Genomic DNA, 15,837 nt, shown 5'->3' on the forward strand with positions numbered 1-15,837 from the left:
GGGCGCGGTTGTGGCGGTGGGCGGATCGGGCCGAGGACGCGGTGCGGCCCAGCTATCCCGGGCTGGTGGTCGCCGCGATCTTCTTCGCTTGGTCCGTGTCGCCGTCGTTGTTGCCTCGCACCTGGTTGTTCCAGGGGCTGGTGAGCGGGATCAGCTCGGTGATCGGGTACGGGGTGGGGTGTGTGCTGCAGTGGGCGTTCAAGAAGTGGGTGTGGCCTCGGATTCCGGACGCGGGGGCGCTGGCGAAGCTGTGGCATCCCACGGAGCTGGTGCGGGGGATCATCAAGATCGTGATCGTGGTGGCCTGTGTGGTGGGGGCCGCGTTCATCCTGGCGCGGTCGGCGCGGTGGCAGCGGGATCTGGAAGTGCTGATGGGGATGACGCCGACGACCACGTCGGGGTATCTGCGGGCCGAGATCGTGGCGGGGCTGACGGTGGCGCTCGTCATCGGGGTGTATCGGTTGGTGCGGTGGATGATTCGGCGACTGGTGCGGCTGGGCAATATCGAATTGCGGATTCCACGCAATGTCGCCTACCCGGTGGCGGCGATCCTGGTGGCCGTGCTGGCGGTGCTGCTGTTCCAGGGCGTGCTGGCCAAGGGATTCTTCAATGTGGCGAATGCGGCGTTCAGCGCGCGGAACGGGAAGACCTCGCCGAGCGCGATTCAGCCGCGACTGCCCGAAAGGTCGGGCAGCCCGGCCTCTCTGGCGCAATGGAACACGCTGGGCTCGGAGGGCCGATGGTTCGTGGCGACCGCGCCGACCGCCGAGCGGATCGCCCAGGTGACGGGAAGCCCGGCGCGCGAACCCATTCGGGTCTACGCGGGCCTGGAGTCGGCCAAGACGCCCGAGGACATCGCGAATCTGGTGGTGGCGGAACTGGATCGGACCAAGGCCTGGGACCGCAAGGCGCTCGTCGTGGTCACCACCACCGGCACGGGCTGGGTGGACACCCAGACCGCGGAATCCATCGAGTACATGTACGGCGGCGACAGCGCGATCGCCGCGACCCAGTATTCGTACCTGCCGAGCGTGCTCTCGTTCCTCTCGGACCGGAACAAGGCGACCGAGGCCGGAAAACTGCTGGTGCACGCGGTGCACGAGAAATGGGCGACGCTGCCCACCGAGCACCGGCCCAAGCTGCTCGTCTACGGCGAGAGCCTCGGCTCGCAAGGCTCCGAGGGCGCGTTCACCGGGCTCGATGACATTCGCACCCTGGTCGACGGCGTGCTGTGGGTGGGACCGCCGAACTCCAATCGCATCTGGACTCAGCTGGAGCAGCGCCGCGACCCGGGCACTCCGGAGATCCTGCCCATCTACGCCGACGGCCTGCTGGTGCGATTCGGCGCGACCGCGGCCGACCTCGCCAAACCGGGCCGGGCCTGGATCGACCCGCGCGTGGTCTACCTCCAGCACGCCTCCGACCCCATCGTCTGGTGGTCGCCGGATCTGCTGTTCACCCAACCGGATTGGCTGAAGGAACCCCGCGGCTCGGACGTCTCCAAATCGATTCGCTGGTGGCCCATCGTCACCTTCTGGCAGATCAGTGCCGACCTCGCCCACGCGCAGTCGGTTCCGGCCGGACACGGGCACAAGTACGGCACCACGGTCCTCGACGGCTGGGTCGCCGTCGCCCAGCCCGCGGACTGGAATCCGGACCTGGAACGCAATATCCGCAAGGCCCTCGACGAGGACATCCTCTGGGAGTACGCCCACAAGTAAAAAAGTCCCCTACCCAAAGTTTGCTGGGCCCCTGCGTCAGCAGGGGCCCAGCAGTCTTATCCCCACCGGAACCGTGGTTCCGATCAACGGGACTATTTCGGATCGAAACACCTCCCTGGCCATAGCTTCGAAGGCAGAAACTCTGGCATGAGGAGGGAACACCCGCATGACGAACAAGGTGCTCGATCGGGTTCGCGATCTGCTGCCCGCTATCGCGGAACGGGCCGTCGAGGCCGAGGAGAACCGGCGGGTGCCCGACGCCAGCATTGCCGAGCTCACCCAGGCAGGCGTGTTCCGGATGCTGCAGCCCGCGCGCCTCGGGGGAGACGAAGCCTCGCCGGTCGATTTCTACGAGGTCATCCGCACCATCGGCACCGTGTGCCCCTCCACCGCGTGGGTGTCCTCGGTGCTGGGCGCGCACCCGTGGCAGCTGGCCCTGTTCGAGGATCGGGCGCAGCAGGACGTGTGGGCCGAGAACCCCGACACCCTGGTGTCCTCCTCCTACGCCCCGACCGGCAAGCTGACCGTGGTCGAGGGCGGCTACGAGCTGTCCGGCCGCTGGTCGTTCTCCTCCGGCTGCGACCACGCCCAATGGGTGTTCCTGGGCGCGCTGGTCCCATCCGAGAAGGGCATGGACTACTACACGGTCCTGGTGCCGCGCACCGACTACCGCATCGAGGACGTGTGGAACGTGGCCGGGCTGTCCGGCACCGGCTCCAACGACATCGTCATCGAGAAGGCCTTCGTGCCCGCCTACCGCACCTACTCCGCCACCGATCAGGCCAACCTGGTGGGCCCGGGCCAGGCGGTGAATACCGCACCGCTGTACAAGATCTCGTTCGGCAGCGTCTTCTCCAACACCATCACCGCCCCGATCATCGGCGCGGCGCAGGGCGCCTACGACTCGCACATCGAGCGCCAGCGCGAGCGCGTGCGCCTGTCCTACGGCGGGCAGAAGGTGTCCGAGGATCCCTTCGCCCACGTCCGGATCGCCCGTGCCGCTTCGGAAATCGACGCCGCCATCCTGCAGATGGAGCGGAACATGAACGAGCAGCTGCGCTATGCCGAAGCGGGCGAGGAGATCCCGTTCGAATCGCGGCTGCGCGCCCGCCGCGATCAGGTGCTCGGTACCGAGCGCGCGCTCGAGGCCATCGACCTGCTGTTCAAGAACTCCGGCGGCCACTCCATCCGCAAGCCCAACACCATCGAGCGCAACTGGCGCGACGCGCACGCCGGAAGCGTCCACGCCATCAACGACATCGAGCGCGCGCTGGCCATGTTCGGCAAGGGCGCCATGGGCCTCGAGGTCACGGATCGGATGCTCTGATGACCCTCACCGCGGAGAACACCACCCGCTGGGTGACCGTCGACGGGTACAAGCTGCGCTATCACGAGGCGGGCGCGGGCCCGGTCCTGGTGCTGCTGCACGGTTCCGGCGCGGGCGTCTCCGGCTGGGCCAACTTCGGTGACAATCTGCCGGTGCTGGCCAAGCACTTCCGCTGCCTGATCCTGGACCAGCCGGGCTTCGGCGAGAGCGGGCGGCCGGAGGTGTACGAGCGCAACTACCTGCGCATCACCGCCGACGCCGTGCTCGGGCTGCTCGACGAGCTGGGCATCGAAAAGGCGCACGTGCTCGGCAATTCCATGGGCGGCACCGTCGCGACGCTGCTGGCGCTGGAACATCCGGGCCGGTTCGATCGCGTGGTGCTCATGGCCCCAGGCGGCGTCGGCGTGAACATCCTCGGACCCGAACCGTCCGAGGGCATTACGCGGCTGATGGAGTTCAATGCCGCCCCCAGCGACGAGAAGGCCATGGGCTTCCTGCGCGCCATGGTGTCCAACCCGGCCACCCTGACCGAGGAACTCGTCGCCAAGCGCCTGAAGGCAGCCGCCGACCCGAAGGGCCAGGCCGCGCTGCGCGACGCCTACGCCACCTTCTACAACCCGAAGCTGGCCGAGCCGGTCCCGTTGTGGGCGCGGCTCAAGGGCATCAAGCAGGAAGTCCTGATCCTGTGGGGCCGGGACGACCGGGTCACCCCGGTCGAGGGCGCGCTGTTCGCCGCCCGGCAGCTGCCCAACGCGGACCTGCGCACCTTCGCCCGCTGTGGGCACTGGGTCATGGTGGAGCGCAAGGACGCCTTCGAGCGGTCGGTCATCGACTTCCTGAACAACGGTCTGTAGCAGCCGGTTTCCGGGGCTACAGTCCGAGCATGACGTGGACAGCCCCGGAAATCACCCGCACCCCCCAGCTGCTCGTCGGCGACGAGCGCGCCATGCTGCATTCCCTGCTCACCCGCGGCCGCGAGATCCTGCTGTGGAAATGCCAGGGCCTCACCGGATTCCAGCTCGCGGCCCGCAGCGTGGAACCGTCCACCATGTCCCTGCTCGGACTCATCCGGCACATGACCGAGGTCGAACGCGGCTGGTTCCGCATGCGGGCGGCGGGGGAGGAGATCTCCTACCTCTACTCCGACGAGACCAATCAGGACGGCGACTTCGACGACACCGTCTCCGAACAGGCCGAAGCCGACTATGCCCGCCTGGTCGAGGAAATCACGGCATGCGACAAGGCCATCGCCGACCTTCCTCTCGACCACACGGTCACCCACCCCCGATCCGGCATGGACATCTCCCTCCGCTGGATCTACCTCCACATGATCGAGGAGTACGCCCGCCACTGCGGCCACGCCGACCTGCTCCGCGAGCGCATCGATGGCGCGACGGGATACCAGTAGGCGACCGATGTCAGTCGACGGGGCTATTTCGACGTCTGGGCCGTCAGGCGCTTGCCCTCGGTGAAGAAGGCGAGCAGCGCGTCGGGCCCGCCGAGTTCGGCGATTGTCCTTGCCGCGCCGAAGGATTGGTTCCAGAAGTCGCCGGTGCGCGGCGTCCACGGGCCGACGTAGGCATAGGGCTCGGGGATGAGGGAGTCGCCGGGAGATACGCCGTAGTTCACCTCGTCGGCGTCGATGCCGATATCGAAGTGTTCGGGCCACAGCACCGGGGTCCGATCGGGCGCGAGGGCGCGCAATGCCGCGTCACCGAGTTCGAAAGCGCGCGTGAGGATTCGGTACTGGCCCGGATCGATGAACAGCACTGTGTTCGGGTCGAATTTCGTGGTGTCCGAGTAGACGCCGTCCGGCATGCCGGGTTCGACCCGTACCGCGGCGGCGAGGTCGGCGATGGTCGCGTCGTGCAGTTCCCTGATCGCCGAATCGTCGAGGAAGAGAGCACCCTCCTGCACGGCCAGCCTCGGTGCTTCGACCGTCGCGAATCCGCCGGGCGTCGCCCGCAGCCGGATCGTGCCGCTGCTCTGGTACTCCGGTCCGGCCAGCAGTTGTTCGGCCACCGCGTGCAGGCTCTCGCGGGTCCGGCGGTAGGCGTCGTTCGTCGTCATATGGGTACAGAGTCCTCTGGATGAGTGAGCGTTACAGACCGTCCGTGCGCGCTAGAGTCGCCTTCGAGGATATTCGTGCGGACGAGGAGAGCGCGTGAGCCACAACGGCGTTCTACCACCCGACGACGTCCTGGTGGGGAATCTCCGCAAGCGCGACGAGACCGCCTTCCAGCTGATGCTCGACGCCTGGTCGCCGGGGATGCTGCGGTTGGCGCGCTCGTTCGTCTCCACCAATGCCTCCGCCGAGGAGGTCGTGCAGGAGGCGTGGCTGGCCGTCATTCGCGGTATCGACGGGTTCGAGGGGCGGGCGGCGTTCAAGACCTGGGTGTATCGAATCCTGGTGAACACGGCCAAGAAGCGCGGCATCGCCGAGAGCCGCACCGTCCCGTTCGCGAGCCTGCTGGACGAGGACGAGGGGCCGAGCGTCGATCCGGACCGGTTCCAACCGGCCGGTGACCCGTATCCGGGCCACTGGAAGGCCGGGCAGAAGCCGCAGCACTGGTCCGAGCCGGAAACTGCCACCGAACGGGCCGAATTCGCGCGCGTGGTGGCCGGAGCCCTGGCCGAACTGCCCGACCGCCACCGCATCGTGCTGGTGCTGCGGGATATGGAAGGCTATTCCTCGGAGGAGGTGTGCGGCCTGCTCGACATCTCGGCCGGTAATCAGCGCGTCATCCTGCACCGGGCCCGGGCGGCGATCCGCACCAAACTGGAGGGTTTCTTCGATGCCGAGGCGGTGCTGTCGTGAACTGCGATGATTTCGTCGAACTCGTCACCGCCTTCCTCGACGGCGCCCTCGACGAGCCCACCGAACAGCGCTTCCTGGAACACCTTTCACTGTGCGACGGCTGCGACACCTATCTCGAACAGTTCCGCCGCACCATCCAGGCGGTAGGGGAACTCCCGCCCGAAAGCCTCTCCGGCACCGCCCGCCAGCAACTCCTCGACGCCTTCCGCGGCTTCCACCCCTGACGCTGTAACGCCACCGCGCCGCCCCGACACTGCGCGGCATGACGAACTACGACGACCTGCGCGCGCTCTTCATCAACTGCACCCTCAAGCCTTCCCCCGGCATCAGCAACACCCAGGGCCTGATCGACGCCAGCGCCCGCATCATGGAGAAGCACGGCGTGGAGGTCGACCACATTCGCGCCGTCGACCACGACATCGCCACCGGCGTCTGGCCCGACATGACCGAGCACGGCGCGAAATCCGACGAATGGCCGCAGTTGCAACGCCGCGTCATGGCCGCCGACATCCTGGTCGTCGCGGGCCCGATCTGGCTGGGCGACAACAGCTCCGTCACCAAACGCGTCATCGAACGCCTCTACGCCAACTCCCACCTGCTCAACGAGGCGGGCCAGTACGCCTACTACGGCCGCGTCGGCGGCTGCCTCATCACCGGCAACGAGGACGGCGTCAAACACTGCGCCATGAACATCCTCTACAGCCTCCAGCACCTCGGCTACACCATCCCGCCCCAGGCCGACGCGGGCTGGATCGGCGAGGCCGGCCCCGGCCCCTCCTACCTCGACGAGGGCTCCGGCGGCCCCGAGAACGACTTCACCAACCGCAACACCACCTTCATGACCTGGAACCTCCTGCACCTGGCCCGAATCCTCAAGGACGCCAACGGCATCCCCGCCTTCGGTAACCAGCGCACCGCCTGGGACGCCGGCTGCCGCTTCGACTACGAGAACCCCGAATACCGCTGACCCGGCGCCCGGGCCTACAACTCGTGTTCGTGGGCCCAGGCGGCTAGTTGGGTGCGGGAGGTGAGGCCCAGTTTGGTGAGGATGTGTTCGACGTGGGTTTCGGCGGTGCGGACCGAGATGACCAGGTCGGCGGCGATCCGCTTGTTGCTGTGGCCCGCCGCTACCAGCCGGGCCACGTCCTTCTGGCGGCGCGTCAGGACATTGGTTTCGGTGAGGGTGGCGGCGGTGGCGCGGGGCGTGCGCTTGAGAGCCGGTGGGGGAGTGGCGGGTTCGGGCTCGGTGGGGGTGCGGCCGAGGGCGTAGTCGATGGCCTCCTCGAGGGGGAGGCTGGCGCCCGCGCCGAAGGCGGCGCGGAAGGCTTCCTCGCCGAGGGCCTCGCGGACCTTGAGGCGTTCCTTCTCGCCGACCGCGACGGTGATGGTGTGGGCCAGGCGAATCGTGCTGCGCTGCAGGGATTCCGCCGAACCCATGAGGCGGGCGGCGCGTTCGTGGTCGCCGCGGGCGGAGACGGTCCAGGCCAGGCCCTCGAAGGCCGAGGACAGCCAGATGCAGCGCTCGAACAGGGCGAGCTGTTCGATGGCGCGGCCGTGGTATTCGGCGGCGGCGTCGAGGTCGCCGCGCCGCCAGTGGTCGATGCCGACAGTCCACAGCGCCAGTCCGCCGAGCAGATGCGAGCCGCTGTCGGTGGTGAGTTCCAGGAAACGCTGAGCCAATTCGGTCCGGCCGGGGGCCTCCAGCACCATGGCGGCCATGAAAGAGAATGCGTGCGAGTCCATTTCGATGGCGTGCTGGCCGTGCGAGGCGGCCAGTTCGATGGCGTGGCGGCCCAGATCCAGCGACCGTTCGCGGTCGCTGTTGGCGAAGGCGAGCAGCGACTGATCCAGCGCCACCTCCGCCATGATGTCGTCATCGCCCAGGGCCGCGGCCAATTCCATGCATTCGCCGACCAGCCGGGTCGCCGACTCCTGATCGCCCAGCAGCGCCGCCAGCGAGGCCGCCGACGACAGGGCCTTGGCGCGTTCGGCGGTGCGCTCCGGATTGCGGGCGAGCGAATCGGTGAGCCAGCGGTAGCCCTCGGACAGGAACCGGTTGTGCTCCCAGAAGGGCCGCAGCACGGTCACGGTCGCCATGGTGCGCAGCGGCTCGTCCTCGAGCCCGGACTTCAGCGCCGCACGCAGATTCGCGTGCTCCCGGGACAGTTCGCCGAACCAGACCACATCCTCGGCGGTCCAGTAGGCGGTCTGCCCGCGCATGGCCAGCCGCCGGTAGTGCTCGCGGTGCCGACTCCGAACCTGTTGCGCCGCACCGCGTTCGGTCAGCAGGTCGGCCGCGAATTGCCGGATCGGCTCCAGCATCGAATACCGCGCGACCTGCCCGTCGAAGCGCAGCATCACCACCGACTTGTCGACCAGCCCGGTCAGCGCCTCCATCAGCGAGCCCGGCCCGAGCTCGCACACCGCCTCCGCGGCGTCGATATCGAAACCGCCCGCGAACACCGAAAGCTGTTCCCACAGCGCCTGTTCGGCCGGGGTGCACAGGTCGTAGCTCCACCGGATCGCGCCCTCGATGGTCTGCTGGCGCTGCGGCGCGGTGCGCGGCCCGGCGGACAGCAGCCTGATGGTGTCGTCGAGGCGGTCCAGAATCTGTTCCGGAGTGAACATGCGCAGTCGCAGCGCCGCCAACTCCAGCGCCAGCGGCATGCCCTCCAGGCGACGGCAGATCTCGGCCAGCACCGCCCGATTGGCCGGGGTGGCCTGGAATCCGGGATTGGCGGCGGTGGCGCGCTCGACGAACAGCTGTAGCGCGTCGCCGTCCTCGCCGACGGTCTCCGGCACGGTCAGCGGCGGCACCGGCATGACCTGCTCGCCCGGGATGCCGAGCACCTCGCGACTGGTCGCCAGCACCCGCACATCGGGGGTGGTGGCGATGATCCGACCGACCAGCGCGGCACACGCCTCGATCAGATGCTCACAGTTGTCCAGAATCAGCAGCAGCCGCTTGTCGGCCAGGAATTCGGTGAGCCGGGGCAGCGGCGCGGTGGACTCGTCACGCAGGTTCAGCGCCTCGGCGACACTCAGCGTGACCAGCGCCGGATCCTGCACATCGGCCAGCTCGACCAGCCACACCCCGTCCGGGAAGGCCCGCGACACCAGCTGCCCGATCTGCCGCGAGAGTCGCGTCTTGCCCATGCCGCCGGGACCCAGCAGGGTCAGCACCCGGGTGGTGGGCAGCAGTCGCTTCGCGGTAGCCAGCTCTTCGCGGCGGCCGACGAAGCTAGTCACCTCTTCGGGGAGGTTTCCGTTGACACGCCGCGCCATGGCGTCCAACCTATGTGATCTGTCCCATTTCTTGCCAGCGGCGGTGCATAAAAGCTGCTCGCGTCGGTCTGGTAAGCGCGGCCTATAGACTCGCCGTGTGCCGAGCAGAAGTCGCCGGGCCCGCCTCGCGGACGTCCACGAGATCGCGCTGGGCCTGCCGCACGTGACCATCGACCGAGGTCCCGCGGGCAATCCGATCTACCAGGTCGGCCGCAAATCCTTCGTCTTTTTCCGCACCCCGCGACCCGACGCCTTCGACCCGGACACCGGCGAACGCTACGACGACGTCATCGTCATCTGGGTGCCCTCCGAGGAGGACAAACTGGCGTTGACCCAGGACCCCGATTCGCCGTTCTTCACCACCGACCATTTCCGTGGCCACCTCTCGGTCCTGGTGCGCGGCAGCCGAATTCCCGAACTCTCCCTGGCCGAACTGACCGAAGTCATTCAGGACGCGTGGCTTTCACGCGCCTCCGCCACCCGCGCCCGCAAGTGGCTCGCCGAACAAGGCCCCGCCGCAACGGAATCCGACTGACCCTCAGGCGACGGGCAGGGTGCGCGGCAGCCCGAACGCGGGCAGCAGACTGTTGTCGTGGAACCGGGTGATCGCGCCGATCCGGTCGCCGGACACCGTGAGCACGATCAGCCCGTTGGCGCGCAGCCACGGTGTGTGCGGCACGCGGTGGTAGTAGCCGAACGCGGGCTGACCATTGGCGGTGGTGGGGATCAAGCGCACCGGCGGGCGGCCCACCCAGATACGCCCGAACAGGGCGGCGATCTCGGCGGGCCCGGTCACCAGCATGGGCTCGGGCGGCATGGACAGCCGCGCGTCCGGGGTCAGCAGGGCGACGAGCGCATCGATATCGGACTCGGCGAAGGCCGTGGCGAAGCGGTTCACCAGCTCCGGATCGGCGGCCCGGCTCGGCCCCGCCGCACCGGGCGCGGGCATGGCGGCCCGCGCCCGTTGCAGCGCGCTGTTGACCGCGGCCGGAGTCGATCCCGTCCTGCGCGCCACCTCCGCGGCCGGAAATCCGAGGGCATCGCGCAATACCAGCGCGGCGCGCTGCGGCACCGGCAGCCGCTGCAGCGCGGTGACGAAGGCCAGCGCCACCGACTCCTTCGCCTCGTAGCGCGCCTCGGGCCCGGGTTCCGGCGCGACCGGTTCCGGTAGGCCCGGATACGGTTCCGCCCAAGCGCTTTCGGAGTCCGCCGCCGATACGGTCCGCGGCCGCCGCCCGGCATCGCGCACGGCATTGAAGCAGCGATTGGTCGCGATCCGATACAGCCACGCCCGCACCGACGCCTCGCCGCGATAGGAGCCGATCCCGCGCCAGGCCGCCAGCAGCGTCTCCTGCACCAGATCCTCGGCATCGTGAATCGACCCGAGCAGCCGATAGCAGTGCAGCTGCAGCTCACCGCGATACGGCTCGGTCAGCTCCCGGAAGGCCCGGCCGTCCCCGGCGCGTGCCCTGTCCGCCAGTTCGTCCACCGCGTGCACCACAGCTCCTTCCCGACATCCCCGCACGCATAGGGACACCGCCGCGGCCGTGAATTCATCGGTGAGTTCCCGGCCGCGCCGGGGACCTATCCCTCGACCGATCTCACAGTGAAAGGGAGACCACCGTGTCACTCAACACCGCGTCACTCAACGATAAGCACGCCATCATCTACGGCGGCGCCGGAGCCATCGGCTCGGCCGTCGCCCGCGCCTTCGCCCGAGCCGGTGCGGTCGTGCACCTCGCCGGACGCGACGAGGCGGCCCTGGAAGCCGTGGCCAAGGAGATCCGATCTCACGGCGGCAGTGCGCATTACGCCGTCGTCGACGCCCTCGACAAGGACGCCGTCGAGGCCAACCTGACGGCCCTGGTGGCCGGGACCGGAGGAATCGATATCAGCCTCAACGCGATCAGCGTGCCGCAGCCCGGCGTCCAGGGCATCCCCCTGGTCGACCTCGATGTGGACGCGTACACCGATCCGGTGACCACCTACACCCGCTCGAACTTCATCACCGCCACCGCCGCGGCCCGGCGGATGAGCGAGCGGGGCCGCGGCGTGATCATGACCCTGACCGCCGACCCGGCCCGGCACGGCGCGCCCCTCATGGGCGGCATGCCGGCCGCGTGGTCCTCGCTCGAGGCCCTCACCCGGGGACTCTCGAGCGAACTCGCCCCCAAGGGCGTCCGCGCGGTCGGGATCCGTTCGCAGGGCATCCCCGAAACCGGCACCATCGCAACGGTATTCGGCCTGCACGCCCGCGCGCTCGGCATCTCCGATCAGGAGTTCCTGGCCGTGATCGAGCAGACCAGTCACCTGGGGCGGCTGCCCACCCTCGCCGAGGTCGCCGCCGCCGCAACGTTTCTCGCCTCCGACGAGGCCGCGCCGCTGACCGGCAGCATCCTCAACTTGAGCGCGGGGAGCGTGTCCGACTGAGCGCGGCGCGCAGGGTATCGACGATGACGGTCCGGGCCGCACGGCCTTCCGGCGTCGGCGTCAGGGGATAGACGTGCACCAGGCCCCGGGCCTCGTGATAGTCGACCTCGACGCCCGCGGCCCGGGCCTTCTCGACCATGAGCCGGGCATCCGGGAGCAGGATGTCGCGGGTGCCGCAGAAGACGGTGAGCGGCCCGAGGCCGGTGAAGTCGGCGTAGAGCGGACTCACCCGGGGGTCGGTGAAGGGGAGCGGACCACGCCAGTGATCACCCAGCACCAGACCCCCGTCCCGGCCCAGCCAGGGATCCTCCGGCTGCACGATCGGGATCTCCGGATTGACCATCGAGAGATCGGTGGCGGGCGAAATCAACACCGTCCGAGGCACACTCGGGTCACCGGCGTCGCGCAGCACCACCGCGGTGGACAGCGCGATCTGCCCGCCCGCCGAATCCCCGGCCAGGCACACCTCGCCGTATTCGGCGCGGTTGGCGCGCACCAGCTCGGCGAAGGCCGGAATCACCTGATCGGCGGTGCCGTGCGGGATCAGCGGATAGATGGGCAGGGTGACCGTGGTTTTCGCCCGAGCCGCGATATCGGCGGCCAATTCCCAATGCTGCCGCGCGATCTCGTTGACCCAGCCGCCGCCGTGGCAGTAGATGACGTTGCCGTGCGCATCGCCGGAACGAGGGGTGAGGGTGTAGATCGGCCACCCGTGCTCTCGCCGCACCGACACCTCGACGTCCGAGCGCAGAATGCGCGGCGGCCCGAAGGACTGCGGCCGCAGCGACCGCTCGCGAATGTGCTTCCGAGCCCCCTCGGCGGTCAGGAAGGGCTGGTTGGCGCGGGTGACCCGCAGAAACGCGGGCACCACCACCTGACTCATGAAGCTCGGCATCGCGCCTCCAGTGCATTCGTCCGGCCGATTCGCCGACCTTACCGAACGGTAGCCCGGGCCCTATTCGGATTCGATGACCGCCTCCGTGAGGAACTCCGACATGGCCGCCGCGACGGCATCGGGCTGATCGATCATCGACAGCACATAGGCGTCATCGATCTCCACCAGCCGCGCCCTCGGAATGATCTGGGCCAGCCGCCGGCCGTGCTCGCGCGGCATCACCTTGCCCGCCGACGACCAGAGAATCAGCGCTTCGCCCCGGAAGTTCCGCAGCGCTTCGGTATTCGCGATCAGCTCGGCCTTGGGCCGCTTGGACTTGCCGTACTTCAGCATGTCCCGTTGAATCCGCTTGTCGCGCAAGCCGGGTTCGGTCCAGCCGTGGACGAGTTCGTCACTGAGCGGATAGCGCGCCATCCAGCCGAACAGCAGCGGCGAGGATCGCAGCCAGGGAATGCGTAACTGCTTGAGCCCCAAGGTCAGTGCACCCGGCAGGTACGCGGCCGCGGTGACGGTCTTGCCGGGCAGCCCCGGCGGGAAGTTGGTGAACGCCTCGCACGGCAGCACGATCATCCGCCCGACCCGCTCGTCCAGCCCGTACGCGGTGAGGAACAGGCTGCCACCCCAATCGGTGTGCACCAGCGTGACGTCGTGAAGATCCAGCGCCGCAAGGAAATCCGCGATCAACTGATTTAAGCCCCGCATGCTCAGATCGGCGTCCTCGCGCAACGGTTCCGGATGCGAGCCCAGCGGCAACTCCGGCCGGATGTATCGAAACCCCTCGGGCAGCTTCCCGATCACCGCGTCCCACTGCGTCTGATTCATCAGCAACCCGTGCAAGAGCACGACCGCCGGGCCCTCACCCCGCTCGCTGTAGTGGATTCGTCCCGCACTTATCTCGACGGCCGGCATGATCGCCTCCTCCTCTAGAGCACACGCTCTAGTGCGTTTGCTCTAGTCTGTATCCGTGAGCGAGAACCTGTCAACCACCACCCGGGACCGCCTGGTAGCGGCCGTCGCCGAGCTCATGCGCGTCCAGGGCTACAGCGCGATCACCGTCAAACAGATCACCGCCGCCGCCTCCGCGCCCATGGGCTCGCTCTATCACCACTTCCCAGCCGGGAAGTCCGCGATCGCCGCCGAGTCCCTGCGCACCTCCGGCGCGGCGTACATCCAACTCCTCCCGCTGTTGATGGACGCCCACGACGACCTGTGTGAAGCCGTCCCCGCCGCCTTCGCCGCGGCCGCGGAAACCATCGAGCAGAACGGCTGGATCAACATGTGCCCCGTCGGCACGGTTGCCGGAGAGGTAGCCGACAGTGCGCCCGAAATCCGTGATGTCGCAGCGGAAGTCATGACCTCCTGGATCGACCAGGGCACCGAGTACTTCATCCGCCGCGGCCTTCCGGACGGTGACGCAAGGGAATTGATGATCGCGATTCTCTGCGCGCTGGAAGGCGCGTTCGTGCTCAGTCGGACACTGCGGTCGAAGGAACCGCTGCTGGCCGCCGGACGCGCGATGGGTGCGCGGGTTTCGGAGCTGATGGCGTCCAAGGTCTCACCGGCTTGACCTGAACCAATGTTGAGGTTGAAGAGTGGACGCCATGGACGCCAAGACACTCTCCACCGCAACCATCGTCGGGATCGGCGAGTCGACCCGCTTCGCCCACGAGACCTTCACCATCCGCGACAATCTTTTCCGAGACCTCGTGGAGAACTACGACTTCCGCACCCTGGCCGTCCAGGACAGCGCCGATGTCGGCGAGACCCTCGACGCCTTCGTCCGACACGGCAAGGGCACCGCCACCTCCGCCCTCGACAATGCCTGGCGGCCCTGGCGCACAGCGGAAATGGCCGCGGCCCTCACCTGGATTCGCGAGTTCAACGAGGCCCATCCCGGCGATGAGGTCCGCATCATCGGCATCAAGCCGGTCCAGGCCCAACCGGAGGACTACGACGCCGTCCTGGATGCCGTTCGCGTCCAGGCCCCCGACCGCCTCGCCGAGCTCGCATCCCATCTGGACCCCATCCGCACCGCGCACACCCTCGACGAGCACGTCCAGCGCGCCCAGGGCATCCACCCCGGCCGCCGCTTCCTCGACCGCGCCCGCGACGCCTCGGCCCTGCTCGCCGCGATTCCGGGCCTCGACGAATCCGTCCGCGCCCGAATGGCTTTGATCGAGGAATTCCACGCCCACAGCGTCACGGGCCGCGGCAGTTTCGCCGGCGAGGCCGACCTCTGGGCCGCCTCGATCATCGAGCATTACCGCCGCACCGGGCTGCGCATCGTGTACTGGGACGGCATCTCCCACGTCTCCGCGGTCAAGGACACCGTCGGCAGCGTCCTGCGCGACCACTTCGGCCGCGACTACGCCTCGGTGGCAATCGGATTCCACCACGGAAATGTCGGCATGTACGACATCCCCGCCCCCGCACCGGATTCCCTCGATGCGAAGCTCGGCGAGCAGGCGGACTCGACGCTCTGGCTGGACATGCGCACCGACCCGATCACTGCCCCCACCAAGATGCGGGTCATCAGCGGCATCTACGACCCGGCCCGAGACGCCGACGGGTACACGGCGGTCGACAACCCCGCCGAGGCCTTCGACGTCCTGATCCACGTCCGCGAGGTCACCCCGCTGACCTGGCTCGCCTGATCACCCGACGTGCGCCGCGACGACGCTGGTCGAGCTCGAATCGCCCTCGACCAGCAGATCGCCGCCGGGAGCCCAGACCGCCGCGCCGCCGCATCCGATCCACGGGCCCGCTGTCCCAACGTGATTCGCCAGCACCACCGCCATACCCGACTCACGCGCGATCCCCGGATAGATCGTCGCGCGCTCCCGGACCCCGCCTTCGCTCCCGTACAGCGAACTGGCCAGGTGCACATCGCATCCCGCAGCCGCGTTCCGTGCGATGAGGTCGGGAAAGTGATTGTCGTAGCAGGTGGCGAGCGAGAACCTTAGCCCGCCGAATTCGAACCGGCCGTCCTGCGCCCCCGCCACGAACAACCCTTGCTCCTGCTCGTACAGCTGTTGCTTGAGGTACTCGGAGATCGGTTCGCCGGAAGTCCCGTAGACGAACGTCGCGATGGCGGGCCCGCGATCGGTGGGCGCCGCACAGTTGATCACCGTGGCGATCCCGGTGTCACGCAGCGGATCCAGCCGAGCGTCCCGCGCGCCGACCAGCAAGCCGGGGTCGTCGGCGATCAACTTCAACTCGTACCCGGTCAGCGCCAGCTCCGGATAGACGATCAGCTCCGCGCCTTGGTCGCGCGCCTGCCGGGCAAGCTCGACCGCCTGCTTCACATTGGCGTCGACATCGCCGGGAACACAGGAGAGCTGGGCGGCCGCGATCTTCACGC

General features: G+C 68.4%; 17 protein-coding genes. 11 read left to right on the forward strand and 6 right to left on the reverse strand.

Translation table 11 applies throughout. The features are described from left to right. Nucleotides 1–8 precede the first annotated feature (8 nt). From ACAM49_RS13475 to ACAM49_RS13490, 4 genes are all read left to right on the forward strand, one after another. Nucleotides 9–1,721: an alpha/beta hydrolase gene (locus tag ACAM49_RS13475; RefSeq protein WP_369635866.1), complete on the forward strand. Its 1,713-nt coding sequence runs from the start codon at nucleotides 9–11 to the stop codon at nucleotides 1,719–1,721. A 166-nt stretch (nucleotides 1,722–1,887) separates the two neighbouring features. After that, nucleotides 1,888–3,048, forward strand: coding sequence for a 3-hydroxy-9,10-secoandrosta-1,3,5(10)-triene-9,17-dione monooxygenase oxygenase subunit (gene hsaA, locus ACAM49_RS13480; RefSeq protein WP_369635816.1), 1,161 nt, complete (start codon nucleotides 1,888–1,890; stop codon nucleotides 3,046–3,048). Next, nucleotides 3,048–3,902 (forward strand): alpha/beta fold hydrolase, encoded by an 855-nt coding sequence (locus tag ACAM49_RS13485; RefSeq protein WP_369635817.1) that lies wholly within the window; start codon nucleotides 3,048–3,050, stop codon nucleotides 3,900–3,902. The genes hsaA and ACAM49_RS13485 overlap by 1 nt, the downstream gene beginning before the upstream one ends. A 29-nt stretch (nucleotides 3,903–3,931) precedes the next feature. Beyond that, on the forward strand, nucleotides 3,932–4,456 hold the full coding sequence (locus ACAM49_RS13490; RefSeq protein WP_369635818.1) for a DinB family protein: 525 nt from the start codon (nucleotides 3,932–3,934) through the stop codon (nucleotides 4,454–4,456). Nucleotides 4,457–4,479: 23 nt separating this feature from the next. Here ACAM49_RS13490 and ACAM49_RS13495 read toward each other — a convergent pair whose 3' ends face one another. Further along, the gene (locus ACAM49_RS13495) at nucleotides 4,480–5,118 is read right to left on the reverse strand and encodes a hypothetical protein (RefSeq protein ID WP_369635819.1); all 639 of its coding nucleotides are present in this window, start codon (nucleotides 5,116–5,118) and stop codon (nucleotides 4,480–4,482) included. A 94-nt stretch (nucleotides 5,119–5,212) separates the two neighbouring features. Between ACAM49_RS13495 and ACAM49_RS13500 the strand changes: the two genes are divergently transcribed. Genes ACAM49_RS13500 through ACAM49_RS13510 form a run of 3 tightly spaced genes read left to right on the forward strand, consistent with a single transcriptional unit; the run spans nucleotide 5,213 to nucleotide 6,833 of the window. After that, the gene (locus ACAM49_RS13500; protein ID WP_369635820.1) at nucleotides 5,213–5,866 is read left to right on the forward strand and encodes an RNA polymerase sigma factor; all 654 of its coding nucleotides are present in this window, start codon (nucleotides 5,213–5,215) and stop codon (nucleotides 5,864–5,866) included. Beyond that, nucleotides 5,863–6,090 (forward strand): anti-sigma factor, encoded by a 228-nt coding sequence (locus ACAM49_RS13505; protein ID WP_369635821.1) that lies wholly within the window; start codon nucleotides 5,863–5,865, stop codon nucleotides 6,088–6,090. Before ACAM49_RS13500 ends, ACAM49_RS13505 begins: the two co-directional genes overlap by 4 nt. A 38-nt stretch (nucleotides 6,091–6,128) precedes the next feature. Then, a complete protein-coding gene (locus ACAM49_RS13510) occupies nucleotides 6,129–6,833 on the forward strand; it encodes a flavodoxin family protein (protein WP_369635822.1) in 705 nt (234 codons plus the stop codon). A gap of 14 nt (nucleotides 6,834–6,847) precedes the next feature. Here the strand turns inward: ACAM49_RS13510 and ACAM49_RS13515 are convergent, their stop codons facing one another. After that, nucleotides 6,848–9,151 (reverse strand): LuxR C-terminal-related transcriptional regulator, encoded by a 2,304-nt coding sequence (locus ACAM49_RS13515; RefSeq protein ID WP_369635823.1) that lies wholly within the window; start codon nucleotides 9,149–9,151, stop codon nucleotides 6,848–6,850. A gap of 97 nt (nucleotides 9,152–9,248) precedes the next feature. On the opposite strand from ACAM49_RS13515, the gene ACAM49_RS13520 reads away from it, so the two are divergent. Next, nucleotides 9,249–9,686 (forward strand): MmcQ/YjbR family DNA-binding protein, encoded by a 438-nt coding sequence (locus ACAM49_RS13520; RefSeq protein WP_369635824.1) that lies wholly within the window; start codon nucleotides 9,249–9,251, stop codon nucleotides 9,684–9,686. Nucleotides 9,687–9,689: 3 nt separating this feature from the next. Here ACAM49_RS13520 and ACAM49_RS13525 read toward each other — a convergent pair whose 3' ends face one another. Continuing rightward, a complete protein-coding gene (locus ACAM49_RS13525) occupies nucleotides 9,690–10,649 on the reverse strand; it encodes an RNA polymerase subunit sigma-70 (protein WP_369635825.1) in 960 nt (319 codons plus the stop codon). 125 nt (nucleotides 10,650–10,774) lie between these two features. On the opposite strand from ACAM49_RS13525, the gene ACAM49_RS13530 reads away from it, so the two are divergent. Further along, nucleotides 10,775–11,581 carry an SDR family NAD(P)-dependent oxidoreductase gene (locus ACAM49_RS13530; protein WP_369635826.1) on the forward strand — a complete coding sequence of 269 codons (807 nt, stop codon included), beginning with the start codon at nucleotides 10,775–10,777 and terminating at the stop codon, nucleotides 11,579–11,581. Here ACAM49_RS13530 and ACAM49_RS13535 read toward each other — a convergent pair. Continuing rightward, nucleotides 11,550–12,476 carry an alpha/beta hydrolase fold domain-containing protein gene (locus ACAM49_RS13535; RefSeq protein ID WP_369635827.1) on the reverse strand — a complete coding sequence of 309 codons (927 nt, stop codon included), beginning with the start codon at nucleotides 12,474–12,476 and terminating at the stop codon, nucleotides 11,550–11,552. The genes ACAM49_RS13530 and ACAM49_RS13535 overlap by 32 nt on opposite strands. 60 nt (nucleotides 12,477–12,536) lie before the next feature. Beyond that, on the reverse strand, nucleotides 12,537–13,385 hold the full coding sequence (locus tag ACAM49_RS13540; protein WP_369635828.1) for an alpha/beta fold hydrolase: 849 nt from the start codon (nucleotides 13,383–13,385) through the stop codon (nucleotides 12,537–12,539). A gap of 55 nt (nucleotides 13,386–13,440) precedes the next feature. Between ACAM49_RS13540 and ACAM49_RS13545 the strand changes: the two genes are divergently transcribed. Together ACAM49_RS13545 and ACAM49_RS13550 are read left to right on the forward strand one after the other, a co-directional pair. Then, complete coding sequence (locus ACAM49_RS13545; protein WP_369635829.1) at nucleotides 13,441–14,043, forward strand: TetR/AcrR family transcriptional regulator; 603 nt, start codon at nucleotides 13,441–13,443, stop codon at nucleotides 14,041–14,043. Nucleotides 14,044–14,077: 34 nt separating this feature from the next. Next, a complete protein-coding gene (locus ACAM49_RS13550) occupies nucleotides 14,078–15,130 on the forward strand; it encodes an erythromycin esterase family protein (protein ID WP_369635830.1) in 1,053 nt (350 codons plus the stop codon). Here the strand turns inward: ACAM49_RS13550 and ACAM49_RS13555 are convergent, their stop codons facing one another. Beyond that, a complete protein-coding gene (locus ACAM49_RS13555) occupies nucleotides 15,131–15,835 on the reverse strand; it encodes a carbon-nitrogen hydrolase family protein (RefSeq protein ID WP_369635831.1) in 705 nt (234 codons plus the stop codon). Nucleotides 15,836–15,837 lie beyond the last annotated feature (2 nt).

It is taken from the genome of Nocardia sp. JMUB6875 (genome assembly GCF_041154655.1).
Lineage (GTDB): Bacteria > Actinomycetota > Actinomycetes > Mycobacteriales > Mycobacteriaceae > Nocardia.